The 16,862-nt window shown below is 73.6% G+C and carries 17 protein-coding genes and 1 pseudogene; 12 read left to right on the top strand and 6 right to left on the bottom strand.

Annotated features, from left to right (window positions below):
• Positions 1-27: 27 nt before the first annotated feature.
• Positions 28-399 (top strand): annotated as a pseudogene (locus tag ACFWIC_RS07735) (NAD(P)-dependent oxidoreductase); the annotation flags it as partial.
• 160 nt (positions 400-559) lie between these two features.
• The gene (locus ACFWIC_RS07730; RefSeq protein ID WP_329880121.1) at positions 560-1,534 is read left to right on the top strand and encodes a cytochrome c oxidase assembly protein; all 975 of its coding nucleotides are present in this window, start codon (positions 560-562) and stop codon (positions 1,532-1,534) included.
• A gap of 129 nt (positions 1,535-1,663) precedes the next feature.
• On the opposite strand, the gene ACFWIC_RS07725 is transcribed toward ACFWIC_RS07730, so the two are convergent.
• Positions 1,664-2,371: a TetR/AcrR family transcriptional regulator gene (locus tag ACFWIC_RS07725; RefSeq protein ID WP_329951021.1), complete on the bottom strand. Its 708-nt coding sequence runs from the start codon at positions 2,369-2,371 to the stop codon at positions 1,664-1,666.
• A 140-nt stretch (positions 2,372-2,511) separates the two neighbouring features.
• Here ACFWIC_RS07725 and ACFWIC_RS07720 point away from each other — a divergent pair, with 140 nt between their 5' ends.
• Entirely contained in the window at positions 2,512-3,984 is a 1,473-nt protein-coding gene (locus ACFWIC_RS07720) for an MFS transporter (RefSeq protein WP_380516756.1), read from the top strand.
• A 107-nt stretch (positions 3,985-4,091) separates the two neighbouring features.
• Here the strand turns inward: ACFWIC_RS07720 and ACFWIC_RS07715 are convergent, their stop codons facing one another.
• The 3 genes from ACFWIC_RS07715 to ACFWIC_RS07705 all read right to left on the bottom strand — a co-directional run bounded on the left by ACFWIC_RS07715 (position 4,092) and on the right by ACFWIC_RS07705 (position 7,309).
• On the bottom strand, positions 4,092-6,311 hold the full coding sequence (locus tag ACFWIC_RS07715; protein ID WP_329880047.1) for an NADP-dependent isocitrate dehydrogenase: 2,220 nt from the start codon (positions 6,309-6,311) through the stop codon (positions 4,092-4,094).
• 187 nt (positions 6,312-6,498) lie between these two features.
• Positions 6,499-6,879: a DUF4180 domain-containing protein gene (locus tag ACFWIC_RS07710; protein WP_329951018.1), complete on the bottom strand. Its 381-nt coding sequence runs from the start codon at positions 6,877-6,879 to the stop codon at positions 6,499-6,501.
• Positions 6,872-7,309, bottom strand: coding sequence for a helix-turn-helix domain-containing protein (locus tag ACFWIC_RS07705; RefSeq protein WP_380516752.1), 438 nt, complete (start codon positions 7,307-7,309; stop codon positions 6,872-6,874). The genes ACFWIC_RS07710 and ACFWIC_RS07705 overlap by 8 nt, the downstream gene beginning before the upstream one ends.
• Before the next feature lie 233 nt (positions 7,310-7,542).
• Between ACFWIC_RS07705 and ACFWIC_RS07700 the strand changes: the two genes are divergently transcribed.
• Together ACFWIC_RS07700 and ACFWIC_RS07695 are read left to right on the top strand one after the other, a co-directional pair.
• Positions 7,543-7,863, top strand: coding sequence for an SAV_915 family protein (locus ACFWIC_RS07700; protein WP_355409266.1), 321 nt, complete (start codon positions 7,543-7,545; stop codon positions 7,861-7,863).
• Entirely contained in the window at positions 7,860-8,171 is a 312-nt protein-coding gene (locus ACFWIC_RS07695; RefSeq protein ID WP_329951016.1) for a hypothetical protein, read from the top strand. The genes ACFWIC_RS07700 and ACFWIC_RS07695 overlap by 4 nt, the downstream gene beginning before the upstream one ends.
• An 86-nt stretch (positions 8,172-8,257) precedes the next feature.
• On the opposite strand, the gene ACFWIC_RS07690 is transcribed toward ACFWIC_RS07695, so the two are convergent.
• Both ACFWIC_RS07690 and ACFWIC_RS07685 read right to left on the bottom strand, forming a co-directional pair.
• Positions 8,258-9,142 carry a DMT family transporter gene (locus ACFWIC_RS07690; protein WP_380516747.1) on the bottom strand — a complete coding sequence of 295 codons (885 nt, stop codon included), beginning with the start codon at positions 9,140-9,142 and terminating at the stop codon, positions 8,258-8,260.
• Between the two features lie 410 nt (positions 9,143-9,552).
• Positions 9,553-11,178, bottom strand: a complete 1,626-nt coding sequence (locus ACFWIC_RS07685; protein WP_329951014.1) for an FAD-dependent monooxygenase — start codon at positions 11,176-11,178, stop codon at positions 9,553-9,555.
• Positions 11,179-11,495: 317 nt separating this feature from the next.
• Between ACFWIC_RS07685 and ACFWIC_RS07680 the strand changes: the two genes are divergently transcribed.
• The 7 genes from ACFWIC_RS07680 (at position 11,496) to ACFWIC_RS07650 (ending at position 16,851) form a co-directional block, all read left to right on the top strand.
• Positions 11,496-12,662, top strand: coding sequence for a SchA/CurD-like domain-containing protein (locus ACFWIC_RS07680; protein ID WP_329951013.1), 1,167 nt, complete (start codon positions 11,496-11,498; stop codon positions 12,660-12,662).
• A 62-nt stretch (positions 12,663-12,724) separates the two neighbouring features.
• Entirely contained in the window at positions 12,725-13,159 is a 435-nt protein-coding gene (locus ACFWIC_RS07675; RefSeq protein ID WP_329880056.1) for a cupin domain-containing protein, read from the top strand.
• Positions 13,156-14,415, top strand: coding sequence for a beta-ketoacyl-[acyl-carrier-protein] synthase family protein (locus ACFWIC_RS07670; RefSeq protein WP_329880057.1), 1,260 nt, complete (start codon positions 13,156-13,158; stop codon positions 14,413-14,415). The genes ACFWIC_RS07675 and ACFWIC_RS07670 overlap by 4 nt, the downstream gene beginning before the upstream one ends.
• A gap of 5 nt (positions 14,416-14,420) precedes the next feature.
• Entirely contained in the window at positions 14,421-15,665 is a 1,245-nt protein-coding gene (locus ACFWIC_RS07665; protein ID WP_329951012.1) for a beta-ketoacyl synthase N-terminal-like domain-containing protein, read from the top strand.
• A gap of 115 nt (positions 15,666-15,780) precedes the next feature.
• Entirely contained in the window at positions 15,781-16,041 is a 261-nt protein-coding gene (locus ACFWIC_RS07660) for an acyl carrier protein (RefSeq protein WP_329951011.1), read from the top strand.
• A gap of 1 nt (position 16,042) precedes the next feature.
• Positions 16,043-16,498, top strand: coding sequence for an SRPBCC family protein (locus ACFWIC_RS07655; protein WP_329880061.1), 456 nt, complete (start codon positions 16,043-16,045; stop codon positions 16,496-16,498).
• Positions 16,495-16,851 (top strand): TcmI family type II polyketide cyclase, encoded by a 357-nt coding sequence (locus ACFWIC_RS07650; RefSeq protein WP_329880062.1) that lies wholly within the window; start codon positions 16,495-16,497, stop codon positions 16,849-16,851. Before ACFWIC_RS07655 ends, ACFWIC_RS07650 begins: the two co-directional genes overlap by 4 nt.
• Positions 16,852-16,862: the final 11 nt, after the last annotated feature.

The following is a 16,862-nucleotide window of genomic DNA, read 5'->3' as shown; positions in this document are numbered from 1 at the left end:
TCCACGCAAGGCCCGGTACGCGGCGCTCTGCCCGCCGCCCACCACCTGATCGACGCCGCCGCGCCGGCCCGGATGAAGGACGACGCCATCCTGGTCAACTCCAGCCGCGGCGGTCTGGTCGACAGCGCGGCCCTGGTCGAGACGCTGCGGGCCGGCCGGCTCTCCGGCGTCGGCCTGGACGTCTACGAGGAGGAGACCGGCGTCTTCTTCACCGACCGCTCGATCCAGGGGATCGCCGACGACACCCTCGCCCGCCTGGTCACCTTCCCCCAGGTGCTGGTCACCTCGCACCACGCCCACTTCACCCGCACCGCGGTCGGCCAGATCATCGACGCCACCGTCCGCAACGTGGACGACTACGCCGCCGGGCGCCGCGGCGAGAACGTCCTCGTCCCGCGCGGCCGAACCGCTCGCGCGGAACCCTGCACCGGGGGGCGGCGGAGGCACCGGAGTAAGGCCCGCCTAGGCTGTACGACGAAGCAAAACGGGCGAACCGGACCCACCCAGGGGCCGCGAGGATGGAAAGCAGGACCCGCCGATGGGTGACGGAATGCCAGGAATGCACCACCACGGCGGGATGACCGAACTCGGACCCTTCTCGCTCTCCAACGTGCTGACCTGGTCCCCCGACTGGGTGTTCCTGATCGGCAGCCTGGCGGCGCTGGCCCTGTACCTCACCGGCGTGGTCCGGCTGCACAGGCGCGGCGACCGCTGGCCGGTCGGGCGCACGGCGGCCTGGGCGGCGGGCACCGGGACGGTGATCCTGGTCACCTGCACCGGGTTGAACGACTACGGCATGGTGCTGTTCAGCGCGCACATGATGCAGCACATGGTGCTCTCCATGCTGTCGCCGATCCTGCTGCTGCTCGGGGCACCGATCACGCTGGCGCTGCGCGCCCTGCGACCGGCCGGCAAGGGCAATCCGCGGGGGCCGCGCGAGCTGCTGGTGGCCCTGCTGCACAGCACCTATGTGAAGGTGATCTCGCACCCGGCGTTCACCATCCCGCTGTTCATCGCGAGCCTGTACGGGGTCTACTTCACCCCGCTGTTCGACTTCCTCATGGAGTACCGGCTCGGGCACATCTTCATGATGGTGCACTTCCTGGCCACCGGGCTGGCGTTCTTCTGGCCGATCATGGGCGTGGACCCCGGTCCGAACCGGTCGGGCCACGTGATGCGGATCATCGAGCTGTTCATGGGCATGCCGTTCCACGCCTTCTTCGGCGTGGCGGTGATGATGGGGAGCCAGCCGCTGGTGAAGACCTTCACCACCGAGGGCGCGCCGCCCGGGACGGACCTGCTGGCCGACCAGAAGCTGGCCGGCGGCATCACCTGGGCGTTCGGCGAGATCCCGACGGCGATCGTGCTGATCGCGCTGGTCTACCAGTGGATGCGCTCCGAGGAGCGCCTCTCCCGCCGCCGGGACCGCGCCGAGGACCGCAGCGGCGACGCCGAGCTGGCGGCGTACAACGCGTACCTGGCGTCGCTGGACAAGCGCAACCAGCGGCCCGCGCCGGCGGCCGACGCCGGCTGAGCCCGGCCCCACCGCTCCGGAACCCCCGCCCTCGGGCGGGGGTTCCGTCGTTTCCGGAGCCGGGAACGGAACCGGAGCCTTGGCCTGCCGGGGGCCTGCCGGGGGCCGACCGGCGGCGGCCCCGGGGGGTCAGCCCGCCGTGCCGGACTGCCGGGCCAGGCCGGCGACCAGGATGTCCAACCCGAACTCGAACCGCTCGTCCCCGACGTCGCGGGTGAGCGCGACCGCCATGGAGGTGATCATCGGGTAGCGGTCGGTCGGGACGGTGTCGAAGTAGTTCCGGATCCGCTCGGTGAACTCCTCGCTGTTCCCGCCGCCGCGGGTGGACGCCTCGAAGGCGGTCGCCGTCGTGTAGAGCCCGAGCAGGTCGACCCCGTAGGCGGCGGTCTGCTCGTCGAGGCCGCCTGCGCGCAGCATGCCGAGCATGGCCTCGGCGATGTCCATCGCGTGCGGGGTCACCGGGACGTTGGCGACGACGGCGGCCCTGGCCAGATCCCGGTGCGAGAGCAGCACCTGGCGGGAGCGGCGCAGCAGCCGCTTCACCTGCTCCTGCCACGTGGCCGGGTCGGGCCGCTCCAGCTCGATCTCGGTGTAGGCGAGGTCGAGGACGAGCTCGACCAGCTCCTCCTTGCTGCCGACGTGGGCGTACAGGCTGGCGGCGCCCGTGCCGAGCTCCTGTCCGACCCGGCGCATGCTGAGCGCGTCCATGCCCTCGGCGTCGACGATCCTCAGCGCGGCCTCGACGATCCGCTCCCGGCTCAGCGGCTGCCGTCTGGGCGGAGCCTTCTCCTTCTGCCAGTGCTCGGACCAGCCGGAGCGCGGGGCGGCACTGGTCATGGGGGCTCCTTCGTGGTCGGTGACGGCTCCCAGATTACTTGACACGAACACCGTTCCATGGGAGAACACTGTTCGTTCAAAAAAACAGTGTTCGTCCCGACGAACGACGTTCGCCCCGTGGAATCCGGAGAGCACCCCCCATGACCGACCAGATCGCCCCTCCCGACCCCTCGCCGACGGCGGTGGCCGAGAGCCCCCCGACCGGCTACCGGCTGCGCTGGGCCGGTCTCGCCGTCATCCTGGCCGCCGAGGTGATGGACCTCCTCGACACCACGATCGTCGGCGTCGCCTCGCCCTCCGTCCGCCAGGACCTCGGCGGCAGCGACGCCCAGATCCAGTGGATCTCCGCCTCCTACACGCTCGCCTTCGCCGTCCTGCTGATCACCGGAGCCCGGCTCGGCGACTTCTTCGGACGCAGGCGCCTCTTCACGCTCGGCGCGGCCGGCTTCACCCTCGCCTCGGTGCTCTGCGCGGCGGCACCCGGCGCCGGCACCCTGATCGCCGCCCGGACCCTCCAGGGCCTGTTCGCCGCGCTGCTCATCCCGCAGGGCCTCGGACTGATCAAGTCGATGTTCCCGCCCAGGGAGATGGGGGCCGCGTTCGGCCTCTTCGGCCCCGTCCTCGGGCTCTCCTCCGTCCTCGGCCCCACCCTCGGCGGCTACCTCACCGACGCCGACTGGTTCGGCCTCGGCTGGCGGACCGTGTTCCTGATCAACCTGCCGCTCGGCCTGCTCACCGTCCTCATGGCCGGCCGGATCCTGCCCGCCGACCGCGTGACCGCTACCGCCCGCACCGGCCGGCTCGACCCGGTGGGCGTGCTGCTGCTCAGCCTCGCCGTGCTGCTGCTGGTCTACCCGCTGGTCCAGGGGCGCGAGCTCGACTGGCCGCTCTGGGTCTTCGTGGCGATGGCCGCGTCCCTGCCGGTGCTCCGGCTCTTCACCCTCCACCAGCGCCGTGTCCTGCGGCGCGGCGGCACCCCGCTGATCGAGCCCTCACTGTTCGGCAGGCGGGCCTTCGTCTCGGCGCTCGCCACCGGGCTGGTCTTCTTCGCCGCGCTCTCCGGCCTGCTGCTGGTCCTCACCCTCCACCTGCAGCTCGGTCTCGGCTGGACCCCGCTGCACGCCGGGCTCTCGATGATCCCGCTGTCGCTCGGCGTGGTCGCCGGCGCCGTCCTCTCCGGCGCGCTCCTGGCCCCGCGCCACGGCCGCCGGGTCCTGCACGGCGGCATGGTGGTCGCCGCCTGCGGTGCGCTCGGCCTCTGGTACTCGGTCGAGCACTGGGCCGCCGGCCTCACCAGCTGGGAGCTGCTCCCCGCGCTGGCCCTCACCGGTTTCGGTCTGGGCCTGATCATGGCGCCGTTCTTCGACATCGCCCTGGCCGGCGTCGAGGAGGCGGAGACCGGCTCGGCCTCCGGCGTCCTCAACGCCCAGCAGCAGCTCGGCGGCTCGGTGGGCGTCGCCCTGCTCGGCACCGCGTTCTTCGGCTGGGCCGGCACCGACGGCTTCCAGCACGCGGCCGGGCGGACGTACGGCCTCGCCGCCGCCCTGCTGGCGCTGGCCTTCCTGGTCGCCTTCCTGCTCCCCCGCCGGGCGCGCCCCGAGGGCGAGCACTGAGCGCGGCGCGCACCGCCGCCGCACCGGCCGGTGGCGGCGGGAACGCCGGGAGGCCCCGGGATCCGCTAGTGGTCTTCCGGGGGCCTCCCGGTTCACTTCGCCTGCGGTCAGCCGAGGTTGGCCAGCGCGTCGTTGAAGGTCTTCGACGGACGCATCGCGGCCGCGGCCTTGGCCGGGTCCGGCTGGTAGTAGCCACCGAGCTCGACCGGCGTGCCCTGGACGGCGGCCAGCTCCTCGACGATGGCCTGCTCCTGCTCGCCCAGCGACTCGGCGAGGCCGGCGAAGGCCTGCGCCAGCTCGGCGTCCGCGGTCTGGCCGGCCAGCTCCTGGGCCCAGTACAGGGCCAGGTAGAAGTGGCTGCCGCGGTTGTCGATGCCGCCGAGGCGACGGCTCGGCGACTTGTCCTCGTTGAGGAAGGTGCCGGTCGCGCGGTCCAGGGTGTCGGCCAGCACCTGGGCGCGGGCGTTCTCCGTGGTGCGGGCCAGGTGCTCGAAGCTCGCGGCCAGCGCGAAGAACTCGCCCAGGCTGTCCCAGCGCAGGTAGTTCTCCTTGACCAGCTGCTGGACGTGCTTCGGGGCGGAGCCGCCGGCACCGGTCTCGAACAGGCCGCCGCCGTTGATCAGCGGCACGACCGACAGCATCTTGGCGCTGGTGCCCAGCTCCAGGATCGGGAAGAGGTCGGTCAGGTAGTCGCGCAGCACGTTGCCGGTGACCGAGATGGTGTTCTCGCCGCGGCGGATGCGCTCCAGCGAGAACGTGGTGGCGTCGACCGGGGCCTTGATCTCGATCTGCAGGCCGGTGGTGTCGTGCTCCGGCAGGTAGGCCTTGACCTTCTCGATCAGGACGGCGTCGTGCGCACGGGTCTCGTCCAGCCAGAAGACGGCCGGGTCGCCCGAGACACGGGCGCGGGTGACGGCCAGCTTGACCCAGTCGCGGATCGGCAGGTCCTTGGTCTGGCAGGAGCGGAAGATGTCGCCCGGCTCGACGGCCTGCTCCAGGACGACGTTGCCCTCGGTGTCGACCAGGCGGACGGTGCCCGCGGCGGCGATCTCGAAGGTCTTGTCGTGGCTGCCGTACTCCTCGGCGGCCTGGGCCATCAGGCCGACGTTCGGGACGGAGCCGATGGTGGCCGGGTTCAGGGCGCCGTGGGCGCGGCAGTCGTCGAGGACGGCCTGGTAGACACCGGAGTAGCTGCTGTCGGGCAGCACGGCGAGGGTGTCGGCCTCCTGGCCGTCCGGGCCCCACATGTGGCCGGAGGTGCGGATCATGGCCGGCATCGAGGCGTCGACGATGACGTCGCTCGGGACGTGCAGGTTGGTGATGCCCTTGTCCGAGTCGACCATGGCCAGGGCCGGGCCGTCGGCCAGCTCGGCGTCGAACGAGGCCTTGATCTCGGCGCCGTTCTCCAGCGCGTCGAGGCCGGCGAGGATGCCGCCGAGGCCGTTGTTCGGGTTCAGGCCGGCGGCGACGAGCGCCGGGCCGTACGCGGCGAAGGTCTTCGGGAAGAAGGCGCGGACCACGTGGCCGAAGATGATCGGGTCGGAGACCTTCATCATGGTGGCCTTGAGGTGGACCGAGAACAGCACGCCCTCGGCCTTGGCCCGGGCGACCTGGGCGGCCAGGAACTCGTGCAGGGCGGCGACGTGCAGCACGGAGGCGTCGACGACCTCGCCGGCCTGGACCGGGACCGACTCGCGGAGCACCGTGGTGGTGCCGTCCGCGGCGAGCAGCTCGATGCGCAGCGAACCGGCCTCGGCGATCACGGTGGACTTCTCGGTGGAGCGGAAGTCGTTCTCGCCCATGGTGGCGACGTTGGTCTTGGAGTCGGCCGACCACGCGCCCATGCGGTGCGGGTGCGTCTTGGCGTAGTTCTTGACCGACGCGGGGGCCCGGCGGTCCGAGTTGCCCTCGCGCAGGACCGGGTTGACGGCGCTGCCCTTGACCTTGTCGTAACGGGCGCGGACGTCCTTGTCCTCGTCGGTCTGCGGGTCGTCCGGGTAGTCCGGCAGCGCGTAGCCCTGCGCCTGCAGCTCGGCGACGGCCGCCTTCAGCTGCGGGATGGACGCCGAGATGTTCGGCAGCTTGATGATGTTGGCGCCCGGGGTCTTGGCGAGCGCGCCCAGCTCGGCGAGGGCGTCGCCGATCTGCTGGCCCTCCTCCAGACGCTCCGGGAAGCTCGCGATGATCCGCCCGGCGAGGGAGATGTCGCGCGTCTCCACCTTCACGCCCGCCGTCGAGGCATACGCCTGCACGACCGGCAGGAACGAGTACGTTGCCAGGGCCGGCGCCTCGTCGGTGTGCGTATAGATGATGGTCGAGTCAGTCATCGGTACTCCGCTTCGCGTCTCCAACGTCTTGACGTCAAGATATCTCGTGATCGCCCCTTCGCTCCACCTCCCCCCGGTTCGGATGTGCGGGGGGAGGCGTCCGGGGCACCGGGGCGACGGTCAGCTCCACGGTGGTCCCGGCGCGGGCGCGCGGCAAGCGGAGCGCCCGGAGGACCGCCGGAGGGGGCTACCGGAGGGCGCCGGAGCGGGCCGCCAGCCGCGCCTCGAACTCGGCCAGGTCGGCCAGGAACCAGAGCTGCCCGCCCCGGTTGGACTCCCGGACGAAGTCCCGCAGGGCGCCGCTGGCCAGGGTGTGCCGGGAGATGTCGCCGAGGACGGCGAGCCCGACCCGGTAGGTGGCGAACTTCTGCACGATCCCGCCGGCGATCCGGGTGCTCAGGGTGAAGAACTCGTCCGGGAAGCGCTCGGCCGGGACGAGCACCCAGGCGGCGTCGCGACCCAGGGCGTCGCCGATGACGTCCATCGCCGCGGACTCGTCGCGGATGGCCGGGCCCTCGGCGGGCAGCCGCAGGACACCGGACGGGGCGGTGGGGCTGTGCTCAGACATGACGGTTCTCCGTGGTCATGGAGTGGATGACGGCGAGCAGCTCGGCCGTGTCGGCCGGGTCGCCGAGGATGATCACCTTGAGGGTCGCGCGCTCCTCGTTGTGGAGGGACTCCACCCGCGTCGGGACGGTGTTCCCGCGCGGGCCCGAGACCAGTGCCACGAGGGTGTTCGACAGCCGGACGGCCTCCCGCACTCCGACGCCGTCGATCTGGACGACGGCGGAGACCTCGACGTGCAGCGGACCGGGCTCCGGCGGCGCCGACGCCTCGGGGTCCGCGCCGGCGAAGGACTCGAAGTCGCGGCGGGCGATCCGGTACTGCTTCCCGATCCTGGTGGCCCGCAGCCGGCCGTCGCGGACGTAGCCGCGGACCGTCCGCACGTGCAGCCCCAGCAGCTCGGCCACCTGTTCCACCGAGTAGTACTCCGGCACCGGACACCCTTCGCGCGATGACTCCTTACGGTCGGAAACTACCATGAGAATAGGTTGGATAGGGAAGGATAGGGAGTGCTGTCCGATGAGCGGTACAGCCGACCGTCAGAACTTCGTCAACGCAGCGCGGCATTCGGTCAACGCTGCGTCAGGACGGCGTCCGACTGCCCGGCGCCGCCCTAGCGTCGAAGGAGCAGTTCCGGCAGGCCCCTCCACCACTCGGGAGCACCCGCATGGCCCGCGTCGTCTGGCACGTCCCGGTCACCGTCACCGGCAGGACCACCGCTCTCCGCCTCTTCCGCCTTCGGGACGGCCGCCGCTGCGCGGTCGGCTTCAGCTCCGCCGGCGCGCTGGCCGGCCTGCTCGGCGCCGGGCAGGCCGCCGTCGAGCTCGGCGAACCCGCCCTGCGCGCCCTGACCGCCCCGCTCGGCGTCGACGAGCTGGTCCTGGACCCGCGCCTGGTCGCGCAGCCCGTCGCGGGCGGCGCGGACCGCCCGACCGGCCGCCCGGCGGCGGGCACCGGCCTCCCGGCCGCCCGGCTGCAACACCGGTGAGCGCCCTCCACCTCGTGCCCGGCGCGCCCGGGCCCGAGGAGGCCCGGCCGCTGCAGGCCCTCGCCCGGGTGAGCTACGGTCCGGTCCCGCTCGACTTCGACCGGCTGGCCGCCGAGTTCCCGGCCGTCCAGAGCGGCCTCGCCCTGGCCGGCGACGCCGACCTCGAACTCCGGCTCGCCTGCACCGGGCCGGAGGAGTTACGGGCCGTCTCCGTCGCCCTGCTGCGCGCCGGGGCCGCCCACGTCCGCATCGACCTCGTCCTGCGGGCGCTGATCCCGGGTCAGCCCGCGCTCCGGTCCGTGCCCTGACGGCCCGTGCCCCGCTGTCCGGAGGGGAGCACGGGCCGGGCGCAGGCCGGGCGCGGGCCGGGCGCAGGCGCAGACGCCGGGAGGGCCTACACCCCCTGGCGGGTGAGGGCCGCGACGGCAGTCAGCAGCAGCGCCGAACCCGCCACCAGGGCCGGGGTGAGCGGCTCGCCGAAGCACACGACGCCGAGCACCGCGGCCGTCGCCGGTTCGAGCAGCACCAGGACGGCGGCCGTCACCCCCGGCACCACGGTCAGACCGGCGAAGTACCACCGGTAGGCGAACAGGGTGGGCACGGTGCCGAGGAAGAGCAGCGCACCGGCCGTCGCCAGCGGCTCCCCGCCGGACGGCAGGACCCCGCCCTCCGCCACCGCGAGCGGCAGCAGGCAGAGCAGCCCGGTGGTGAACGCCCCGGTCGAGGCGCGCGCCGAACCGCCACCGCGCGCCCAGAGCGTCAGCCCGCTCTGCCCGGCCCCGGCCAGCACCGCGAGCGCCGCCCCGAGCAGCGGACGCGGACCGGCCGCCGGGGCGGCCACCAGCAGCGCCAGCCCGCCGAGCGCGAGGGCGAGCGCGACCGACGCCCGGGCCGTCAGGCGCTCACCGAGCAGCAGGTGGGCACCGAGGCTGGTGAGCACCGGACCGGCGCCGATGGTGATCAAGGTGCCGAGGCCGAGACCCGCGTACTGGACCGAGCTGAAGTAGGCGCACTGGCTGACGGCCAGTGCGAGCCCGGTCAGGACGGCCGCGCGGCGCGGGGCACCGCAGGCCCGCCCCCCGGCCGTCCGCCGGAGGGCGGGCAGCAGCGCGAGGCAGCCGGCCGCGACGGCGAACCGCCAGGCACAGACGGCCACCGGGCCGAGCCCTCCGGTGCGCAGCAGCAGGGCGGCGACGGCTCCGCCCGCGCCCCAGGCCACGGCGGCGGCCGAGATGGACAGCAGGCCGTGCCGGACCGGCACGGCGACATGAGTGGTCATGCGTTCGTTCTCCACGACGGGGTGCCGGGCGGGGCCCGGCCGGATGAGGTCCACCGGTGGCGCGGGCGGCACTCATCGGCCCGGTGGCGGGGGGCCGCCGGGCGGGGTGTGCGTGGAGGGGCCGCCCGCTAGCGGACGGGCGGCGGCAGGATCACGAAGCGCATGGGGCCACCCTAGCGCCGGCCGGCGGGCGGGCGGGCGGGCCGCGGCGAGATCGGACTGATCGGCCCGACGTGGGCCTCCGTCGGCTCGACCATCGGCTCGGGACGGCGGTACGGCGCGAAGAACGACGTCGTCGTCGCCGGGTCGACGCGGGCGGTCACCGGGACCGCGTCACCCCTCGCGCCACGGGGCGGGCCCGCCGGTTCACCAACCCGGCGGGCCCGCCCCGTTCCCTCGCGGACCGCTGTCTACAGCGACAGCACCGCGCGCAGCGCCCGCTCCACCTCCGCCTCCGGGTCGTCGGCCGCCCCCTCGGCCCGCCAGGCCACGAACCCGTCGGGCCGCACCAGCACCGCACCGTCCGGGCGCACGCCGTGCGACGCGGCGAAGTCGCCGCCGGGCTCGGGCGCCAGGTCGTCCTCCGCCCCGTCACCGATCCGGTACGCGTCGAGCGGGACGGCCAGCCGGTCCGCGGCCCGCCGCGCCGCCACGTGCCAGGCCGCGCCCTCCGGGCCGGTCAGCAGCACCATCGCCTGCTCGTACAGGTCGAGGGTGGAGAGCCGGACCCCGGCGCGCAGCAGCCACTGGTGCGGCGCCCGGCTGCCGGGCTCACCGGCCGACTCGAACGCCTCCGGCACCACCGGACCGGCCGGATCGGTCCCGGTCACGGCGCCCGACCGGTACCGGTAGCCGAGCGCCACCGACAGCACACCGGCCTGCCGGCCGACGCCGGGCACCACCGCGTACCCCGGGTGGCTGTGCTCGGCCGACCGCGCCGACGCCCGCTCCCCGGTCACCTGGGCCACCGGCCGCCGCTCGCTCCCGTACGTCTCCAGCAGCCCCGGACCGGCCCAGCCGCACAGCGCCGCGGCCAGCTTCCAGGCCAGGTTGTGGGCGTCCTGGATGCCGGTGTTGGAGCCGAACGCCCCGGTCGGGGACATCTCGTGCGCCGAGTCCCCGGCCAGGAACACCCGCCCGGCGGAGTAGCCGTCGGCCACCCGCTCGGCCGCGTGCCAGGGGGCCCTCCCCGTGATCTCGACATCGAGGTCCGGCATGCCGACCGCGGCCCGGATGTGCCGCACGCAGCGCTCGTCGGTGAACGCCTCCAGGGGCTCGCCGCGCTCCGGGTGCCAGGGCGCGTGGAACACCCACTCCTCGTGGTTGTCCACCGGCAGCAGGGCGCCGTCCGCCTCCGGAGCGGTCAGGTAGCAGGCGATGAAGTGACGGTCGCCCACCACCTCGGCCAGCCGCTTCGCCCGGAAGGTGATGCTGACGTTGTGGAACAGCTCGCCCTTGCCGCTCTGGCCGATCCCCAGGGCCTCCCGGACCGGGCTTCGCGGACCGTCCGCCGCGACCAGGTAGTCGGCCCGCACCCGGCGCTCCTCGCCGGTCTCCCGGCTGCGCAGCAGCGCCGTCACGCCCTCGTCGTCCTGCTCGAAGGAGAGCAGCTCGGTCGAGAACCGGATGTCCGCGCCCAGCTCCCGGGAGGACCGCAGCAGCACCGGTTCCAGGTCGTTCTGGCTGCACAGGCACCACGAGCTGGGGCTGAAGCGGGCGAGCCGCCCGCCCGGGTCGATCTCCCGGAACAGCCACTCCTGCTCCTCGCCGGTCAGCGAGGGGGCCTGAAGGATGCCGTGGTTCGGCGCGAGCACCGAGGCCGCCTCGCGGATCGCCGGCTCGATCCCGGCCACCCGGTACAGCTCCATCGTGCGGACGTTGTTGCCTCGGCCACGCGGGTGATGCGAGGTGTCGGCGTGCTTCTCGACCAGCAGGTGTCTGACACCCAGTCGGCCCAGGAAGAGCGAGGCGGACAGCCCGACCAGCGAGCCGCCGACGATCAGGACCGGCACCCGGTCGTCAACCTTCGGATTCATCAATTGCTCCAGCCTGTACGGAGGTTCGGGGCCCTGATGCGGGCTCGGAGCCGCCCTCGACGGGGCTCTCGGACACAGCGGCCCCGTTCTTCCATCCCCCGCGCCGGGGGGCTTCTGCCGCCGCTTCGCCCGGATGGCCCGCATATCTCGCGCCGCCCGTGCCCGCCGCGCACGATCGACCTCAGACCTGGCGCCGACCCCGACCGGCCGACCGCCACCGCACCGCCCTCCCCCCGCCGGAGGCCACCCGGCCCCTCCGGCCCGGCGCCGCCGCACGCGGCCCCCGACGCGTACGGCCCAGAAGCAGAAAGTGGATCATGACGACCCTGTCCGAACCCCCCGCGCGGCAGCACTCCGAATCCGAGACCCGCCTGCGGGTGGTGCTGATGCTGGAGATCCAGGACGGCGCCCAGCAGCGCTTCATGGACGTGTACGAGCAGCTCCGCCACCAGGTGGCCACCGTCCCCGGCCACGTCAGTGACCAGCTCTGCCAGTCCATCAACGACCCCCGCCAGTGGCTCATCACCAGCGAGTGGGAGGACCAGGAGACCTTCCTGGAGTGGGTGGACAGCCCGGCCCACCGGGAGATGGTCAAGCCGATGCACGGCTGCGTCAGCGACACCTTCCGCTCGCTGCGCTACACCATCCTCCGCGAGACCTCCGCCGCCGGCGTCACCGGCACCCGGGCCCCGCAGGAGGTGCCCGAGGGCCTGCCGCGCACCACCCCCTCCGGACAGGCCGGCCCGCCCAAGGCCGACCCCGGGCCCGACGGCGTGGTCCGGCACGCCCTGACCTTCACCGTCAAGCCCGGCAGCGAGCCGGAGGTCGCCCGGATCCTCTCCGGCTACACCTCGCCCCGCGCCGAGGTCGACGACACCACCCGGCTGCGCCGCACCTCGCTGTTCATGCACGGCAACCGGGTGGTCCGGGCGGTCGAGGTGGTCGGCAACCTCGGCGACGCGCTGCGGCACGTCGCCATGCAGCCCGAGGTACGGGCCGTCGAGGAGGCCATCAACCCGTACCTGGAGGAGGCCCGCCAGCTGGGCGACCCGCAGGCGGCCCGCGCCTTCTTCGCCCGGGCCGCACTGCCGGCCGAGCACCAGGCGATCGCCGGCTCCCCCGCCTCCGGCCGGCTGCACCGGCACGCGGTGCTCTACCCGGTCAAGCCCGGCAACGGCCAGGCCGTCGCCGACCTGCTCGCCGACTACGACAACCTGGCCACCGTCGACCCGACCGGGCCCGTGGTCACCAGCACCGTCTTCCACCGGGACGACGTCGTGGTCCGCCTGGTGGACCTGCGGGTCCCCGCCGAGGCGGACCCGGCGGCAGGACTCGGCGTCGCCGGCGAGCGCGAGGCCGCCCTCCTCGGCCGGCTGCTCGACCTCGGCCCGGAGGGCGACCTGCGGACCGTCGGCGGGCTCAGCGCCGTCCTCGCCGCCCGCGCCATGAACCCGGTCACCGACCGCACCTCCCAGCCCGCCTGACGCTCCGCCGCCTCCCCGGCCGGGCCACCACCACCGATCCCGACATCCGTAAGGAAGAAACCATGTCCACGCAGTACCCACGGATCGTGCACGTCTCCGAGGCGCCGGAGAACCGCAGGCGCGGCGGCGACCTGCGCGCCATCCTCACCCCGACCACCTGCGGCGCCACCAGCGGGTTCATGGGGCTGGCCATCGTGCAGCCCGGCGAGCGGATCGGCGAGCACTACCACCCGTACTCCGAGGAGTTCGTCTTCGTCGTCGCCGGCGACCTGGAGGTGGACCTGGACGGCGAGACCCGGGTGCTCAAGCCCGAGCAGGGTCTGATGATCCCCATCGACATGCGCCACCGGTTCCGCAACGTCGGCGACACCGAGGCCCGGATGGTCTTCCACCTCGGCCCGCTGGCACCCCGCCCCGAACTCGGCCACGTCGACACCGAGGAGACGGAGCCGGTGGGCACCTCCGCCCCGCCGGAACACGCCAAGGTGGCCTCGTGAGCCGGCGACGGGTCGCCGTCACCGGAATCGGCGTGGTCGCGCCCGGCGGAGTCGGTGTCCCCGCGTTCTGGGAACTCCTCACCTCCGGGCGGACGGCGACCCGGGGCATCACGCTCTTCGACCCCACCGGGTTCCGCTCCCGGATCGCCGCCGAGTGCGACTTCGACCCGGCCGCCCACGGGCTCGGCCCCGACGAAGTCCAACGGGCCGACCGTTACGTCCAGTTCGCCATGGTGGCCACCGACGAGGCGCTCGCCGACTCCGGGCTGGACCTGGCCGCCGAGGACCCGTGGCGGATCGGCGTCTCGCTCGGCACCGCCGTCGGCGGCACCACCCGGCTGGAGCACGACTACGCCCTGGTCAGCGCCGGCGGCGCCCGCTGGGACGTCGACCACCGGCGGGCCGAACCGCAGCTGCACCGGGCCTTCGCGCCCTCGACGCTCGCCTCGGCGGTCGCCGAGCGGACCGGGGCGCGCGGCCCGGTGCAGACCGTCTCCACCGGCTGCACCTCCGGCCTCGACGCCATCGGGTACGCCTTCCAGAGCGTCGAGGAGGGCCGCGCCGACATCTGTCTCGCCGGCGCCTCCGACTCCCCGATCTCGCCGATCACCGTCGCCTGCTTCGACGCCATCAAGGCCACCAGCGAGCGCAACGACGACCCGGCGCACGCCTCCCGGCCGTTCGACGCCCACCGTGACGGCTTCGTGCTCGGCGAGGGCGGCGCCGTCCTCGTCCTGGAGGAACTGGAACACGCCCGGCGGCGCGGCGCCCGGATCTACGGCGAGATCGGCGGCTTCGCCACCTTCGGCAACGCCTACCACATGACCGGCCTCACCCAGGAGGGGCTGGAGATGTCCCGGTCGATCGACCACGCGCTCGCCCACGCCAGGGTCGACCGCGGCGACGTCGACTACGTCAACGCACACGGCTCGGGCACCAAGCAGAACGACCGGCACGAGACGGCGGCCGTCAAACGCTCGCTCGGCGAGCACGCCTACCGGACGCCGATGAGTTCGATCAAGTCGATGGTCGGGCACTCGCTCGGCGCGATCGGCGCGATCGAGGTGGTCGCCTGCACCCTCGCGCTCGACCGCGGCGTCGTCCCGCCGACCGCCAACTACGAGACACCCGACCCGGAGTGCGACCTCGACTACGTACCGCGCACCGCGCGGGAGATGCCGCTGCGCCACATCCTCTCGGTCGGCAGCGGGTTCGGTGGATTCCAGTCCGCCGTCGTGCTCACAAGAACGGGGTGAGATCCATGACGTCACGTCAGCAGAACCGCCGGGCGGTGATCACCGGCCTCGGCGTGGTGGCGCCGAACGGCGTGGGGGCCGACGCCTTCTGGAAGGCCACCAGGCAGGGCGTGAGCGTCCTCGACCGGATATCCCGTGAGGGCTGCGCGGACTTCCCCCTGCGCATCGCGGGCCAGGTGAGGGACTTCGACCCGGCCGCCGCCATCGACAGCCGCCACCTGGTGCAGACCGACCGGTTCACGCACTACGCGATGGCCGCCGCCGACCAGGCGGTGGCGGACGCCGGATACGTCCCCGACCCCGACGACCCGTACGCGGTCGGCGTGGTCACCGCGGCCGGCTCCGGCGGCGGCGAGTTCGGCCAGGGCGAACTCCAGCAACTCTGGGGCAAGGGACCGCAGTTCGTCGGCCCCTACCAGTCCATCGCCTGGTTCTACGCCGCCAGCACCGGCCAGGTCTCCATCCGCGGCGGCTACAAGGGCCCGTGCGGGGTGGTCGCCAGCGACGAGGCCGGCGGCCTGGACGCCCTGGCCCACGCCGCCCGCGCCATCGAACGCGGCACCGACGCGGTGGTGGCCGGCGCCGCCGAGGCCCCGCTCGCGCCGTACTCGATGGTCTGCCAGCTCGGCTACCCCGAGGTCAGCCTCGCCGACCGGGCCGACCGGGCCTACCTGCCCTTCTCCCCCGCGGCCTGCGGCTTCGCCCCCGCCGAGGGCGGCGCGATGCTCCTCCTGGAGGACGAGCGGACCGCCCTCGGGCGCGGCGCCACCGTCCGGGCGTACCTGGCCGGGCACGGCGCCACCTTCACCGGTGCCTCCCGCTGGGAGGAGTCCCGGGAGGGCCTGGCCGCCGCCATCCGGATCGCCCTCGACCAGGCCAGGATCTCGCCGGAGGAGGTCGACGTGGTCTTCGCCGACGCCCTCGGCGTCCCCGCCGCCGACCGCGCCGAGGCGCTCGCCCTGGCCGACGCGCTCGGCCCGTACGCCGAACGCGTCCCGGTCACCGCCCCGAAGGCCGGCACCGGCCGGGCCTACTGCGGCGCGCCGGTGCTCGACACCGCCGCCGCCGTGCTCGCCATGGAGGACGGCGTCCTGCCGCCCACCCCGAACGTCACCGAGGTCGGACACGACCTGGCCCTGGTGACCGGGCGCGCCCGGCCGGCCGAGCTGCGCACCGCGCTGGTGCTCAGCCGCGGGCTGATGGGCTCCAACTCGGCCCTGGTGCTCCGGCGTGGCGACCGGGAGGCCTGATCCACGCCCCGCCCGTGCCGTCGTTCCACCGCTCCACCGGTCGCCCGTCGCCCGCCCCGCCGGCTCGACCGTCCGGCCGCTCAACCGCAACTCGCACGCTATGAAGGGACATCCCGTGAGCAACACCCTCAGCTATCCCGAACTCGCGACGCTCATCCAGGCCCGGGCCGGCGTCGCCGTCGACCCCCTCGACCTGGAGCGCCCCGGCGTCAGCTTCGACGACTTCGGCGTGGACTCCCTCGGCCTGCTCGGCGTGGTCGGCGAGCTGGAGAACCGGCACGGCGTGAAGGTCACCAACGGCGCGGAGTCGGCGAAGACCCCCGCCGAGTTCCTCGACCTGGTCAACTCCGCCGTCACCGCGAAGGCGGGTGCCTGAGATGGCCGGACACACCGACAACGAGATCGTCATCGCGGCACCGCTCGACCTGGTCTGGGAGATCACCAACGACCTGGAGAACTGGCCCCAGCTGTTCAGCGAGTACGCCTCGGTCGAGGTGCTGGAGCGGGACGGCGACCGGGTCACCTTCCGGCTGACCATGCACCCCGACGACGACGGGAAGGTGTGGAGCTGGGTCTCCGAGCGCACCACCGACCGGTCCTCGCTCGCGGTCCGGGCCCGGCGGGTCGAACCCGGCCCGTTCGAGTTCATGGACATCCAGTGGGAGTACGCGGAGGTCCCGGCCGGCACCAGGATGCGCTGGGTGCAGGACTTCTCGATGAAGCCCACCGCGCCGGTCGACGACGACGGCATGGTCAACCACATCAACCGCAACTCGCGGATCCAGCTGCAGCTGATCCGCGAGAAGGTCGAGAAGAAGGCCGCGGAGCTGTGAGCACGACGTCCCCCCTCACCACGCAGACCCACCGCGCGCTGATCGTCGCCCGGATGAAGCCGGACGCGGCCCGGGGCATCGCCGACGTGTTCGCCGAGTCCGACCGGGGCGAGCTGCCCCAGCTGATCGGCGTCACCGGGCGGAGCCTCTTCCAGTTCGGCGACGTCTACCTCCACCTGATCGAGGCGGACCGGCCGCCCGGCCCGGCCGTCGCCCAGGTCGTCGGGCACCCGGAGTTCCGGGCGGTCAGCGACGCGCTCACCGCGTACGTCCAGGCGTACGACCCGGCCACCTGGCGCGGGCCGAAGGACGCCATGGCGCACGAGTTCTACCGCTGGGAGCGCACCGGCTGAGGGCCGGTGCC

This window comes from Kitasatospora sp. NPDC127035, assembly GCF_042726075.1.
Taxonomy (GTDB): Bacteria; Actinomycetota; Actinomycetes; order Streptomycetales; family Streptomycetaceae; genus Kitasatospora.
The sequence above is the reverse complement of the archived record's forward strand: the minus strand, read 5'-3'. Positions and strand labels throughout refer to the sequence as shown.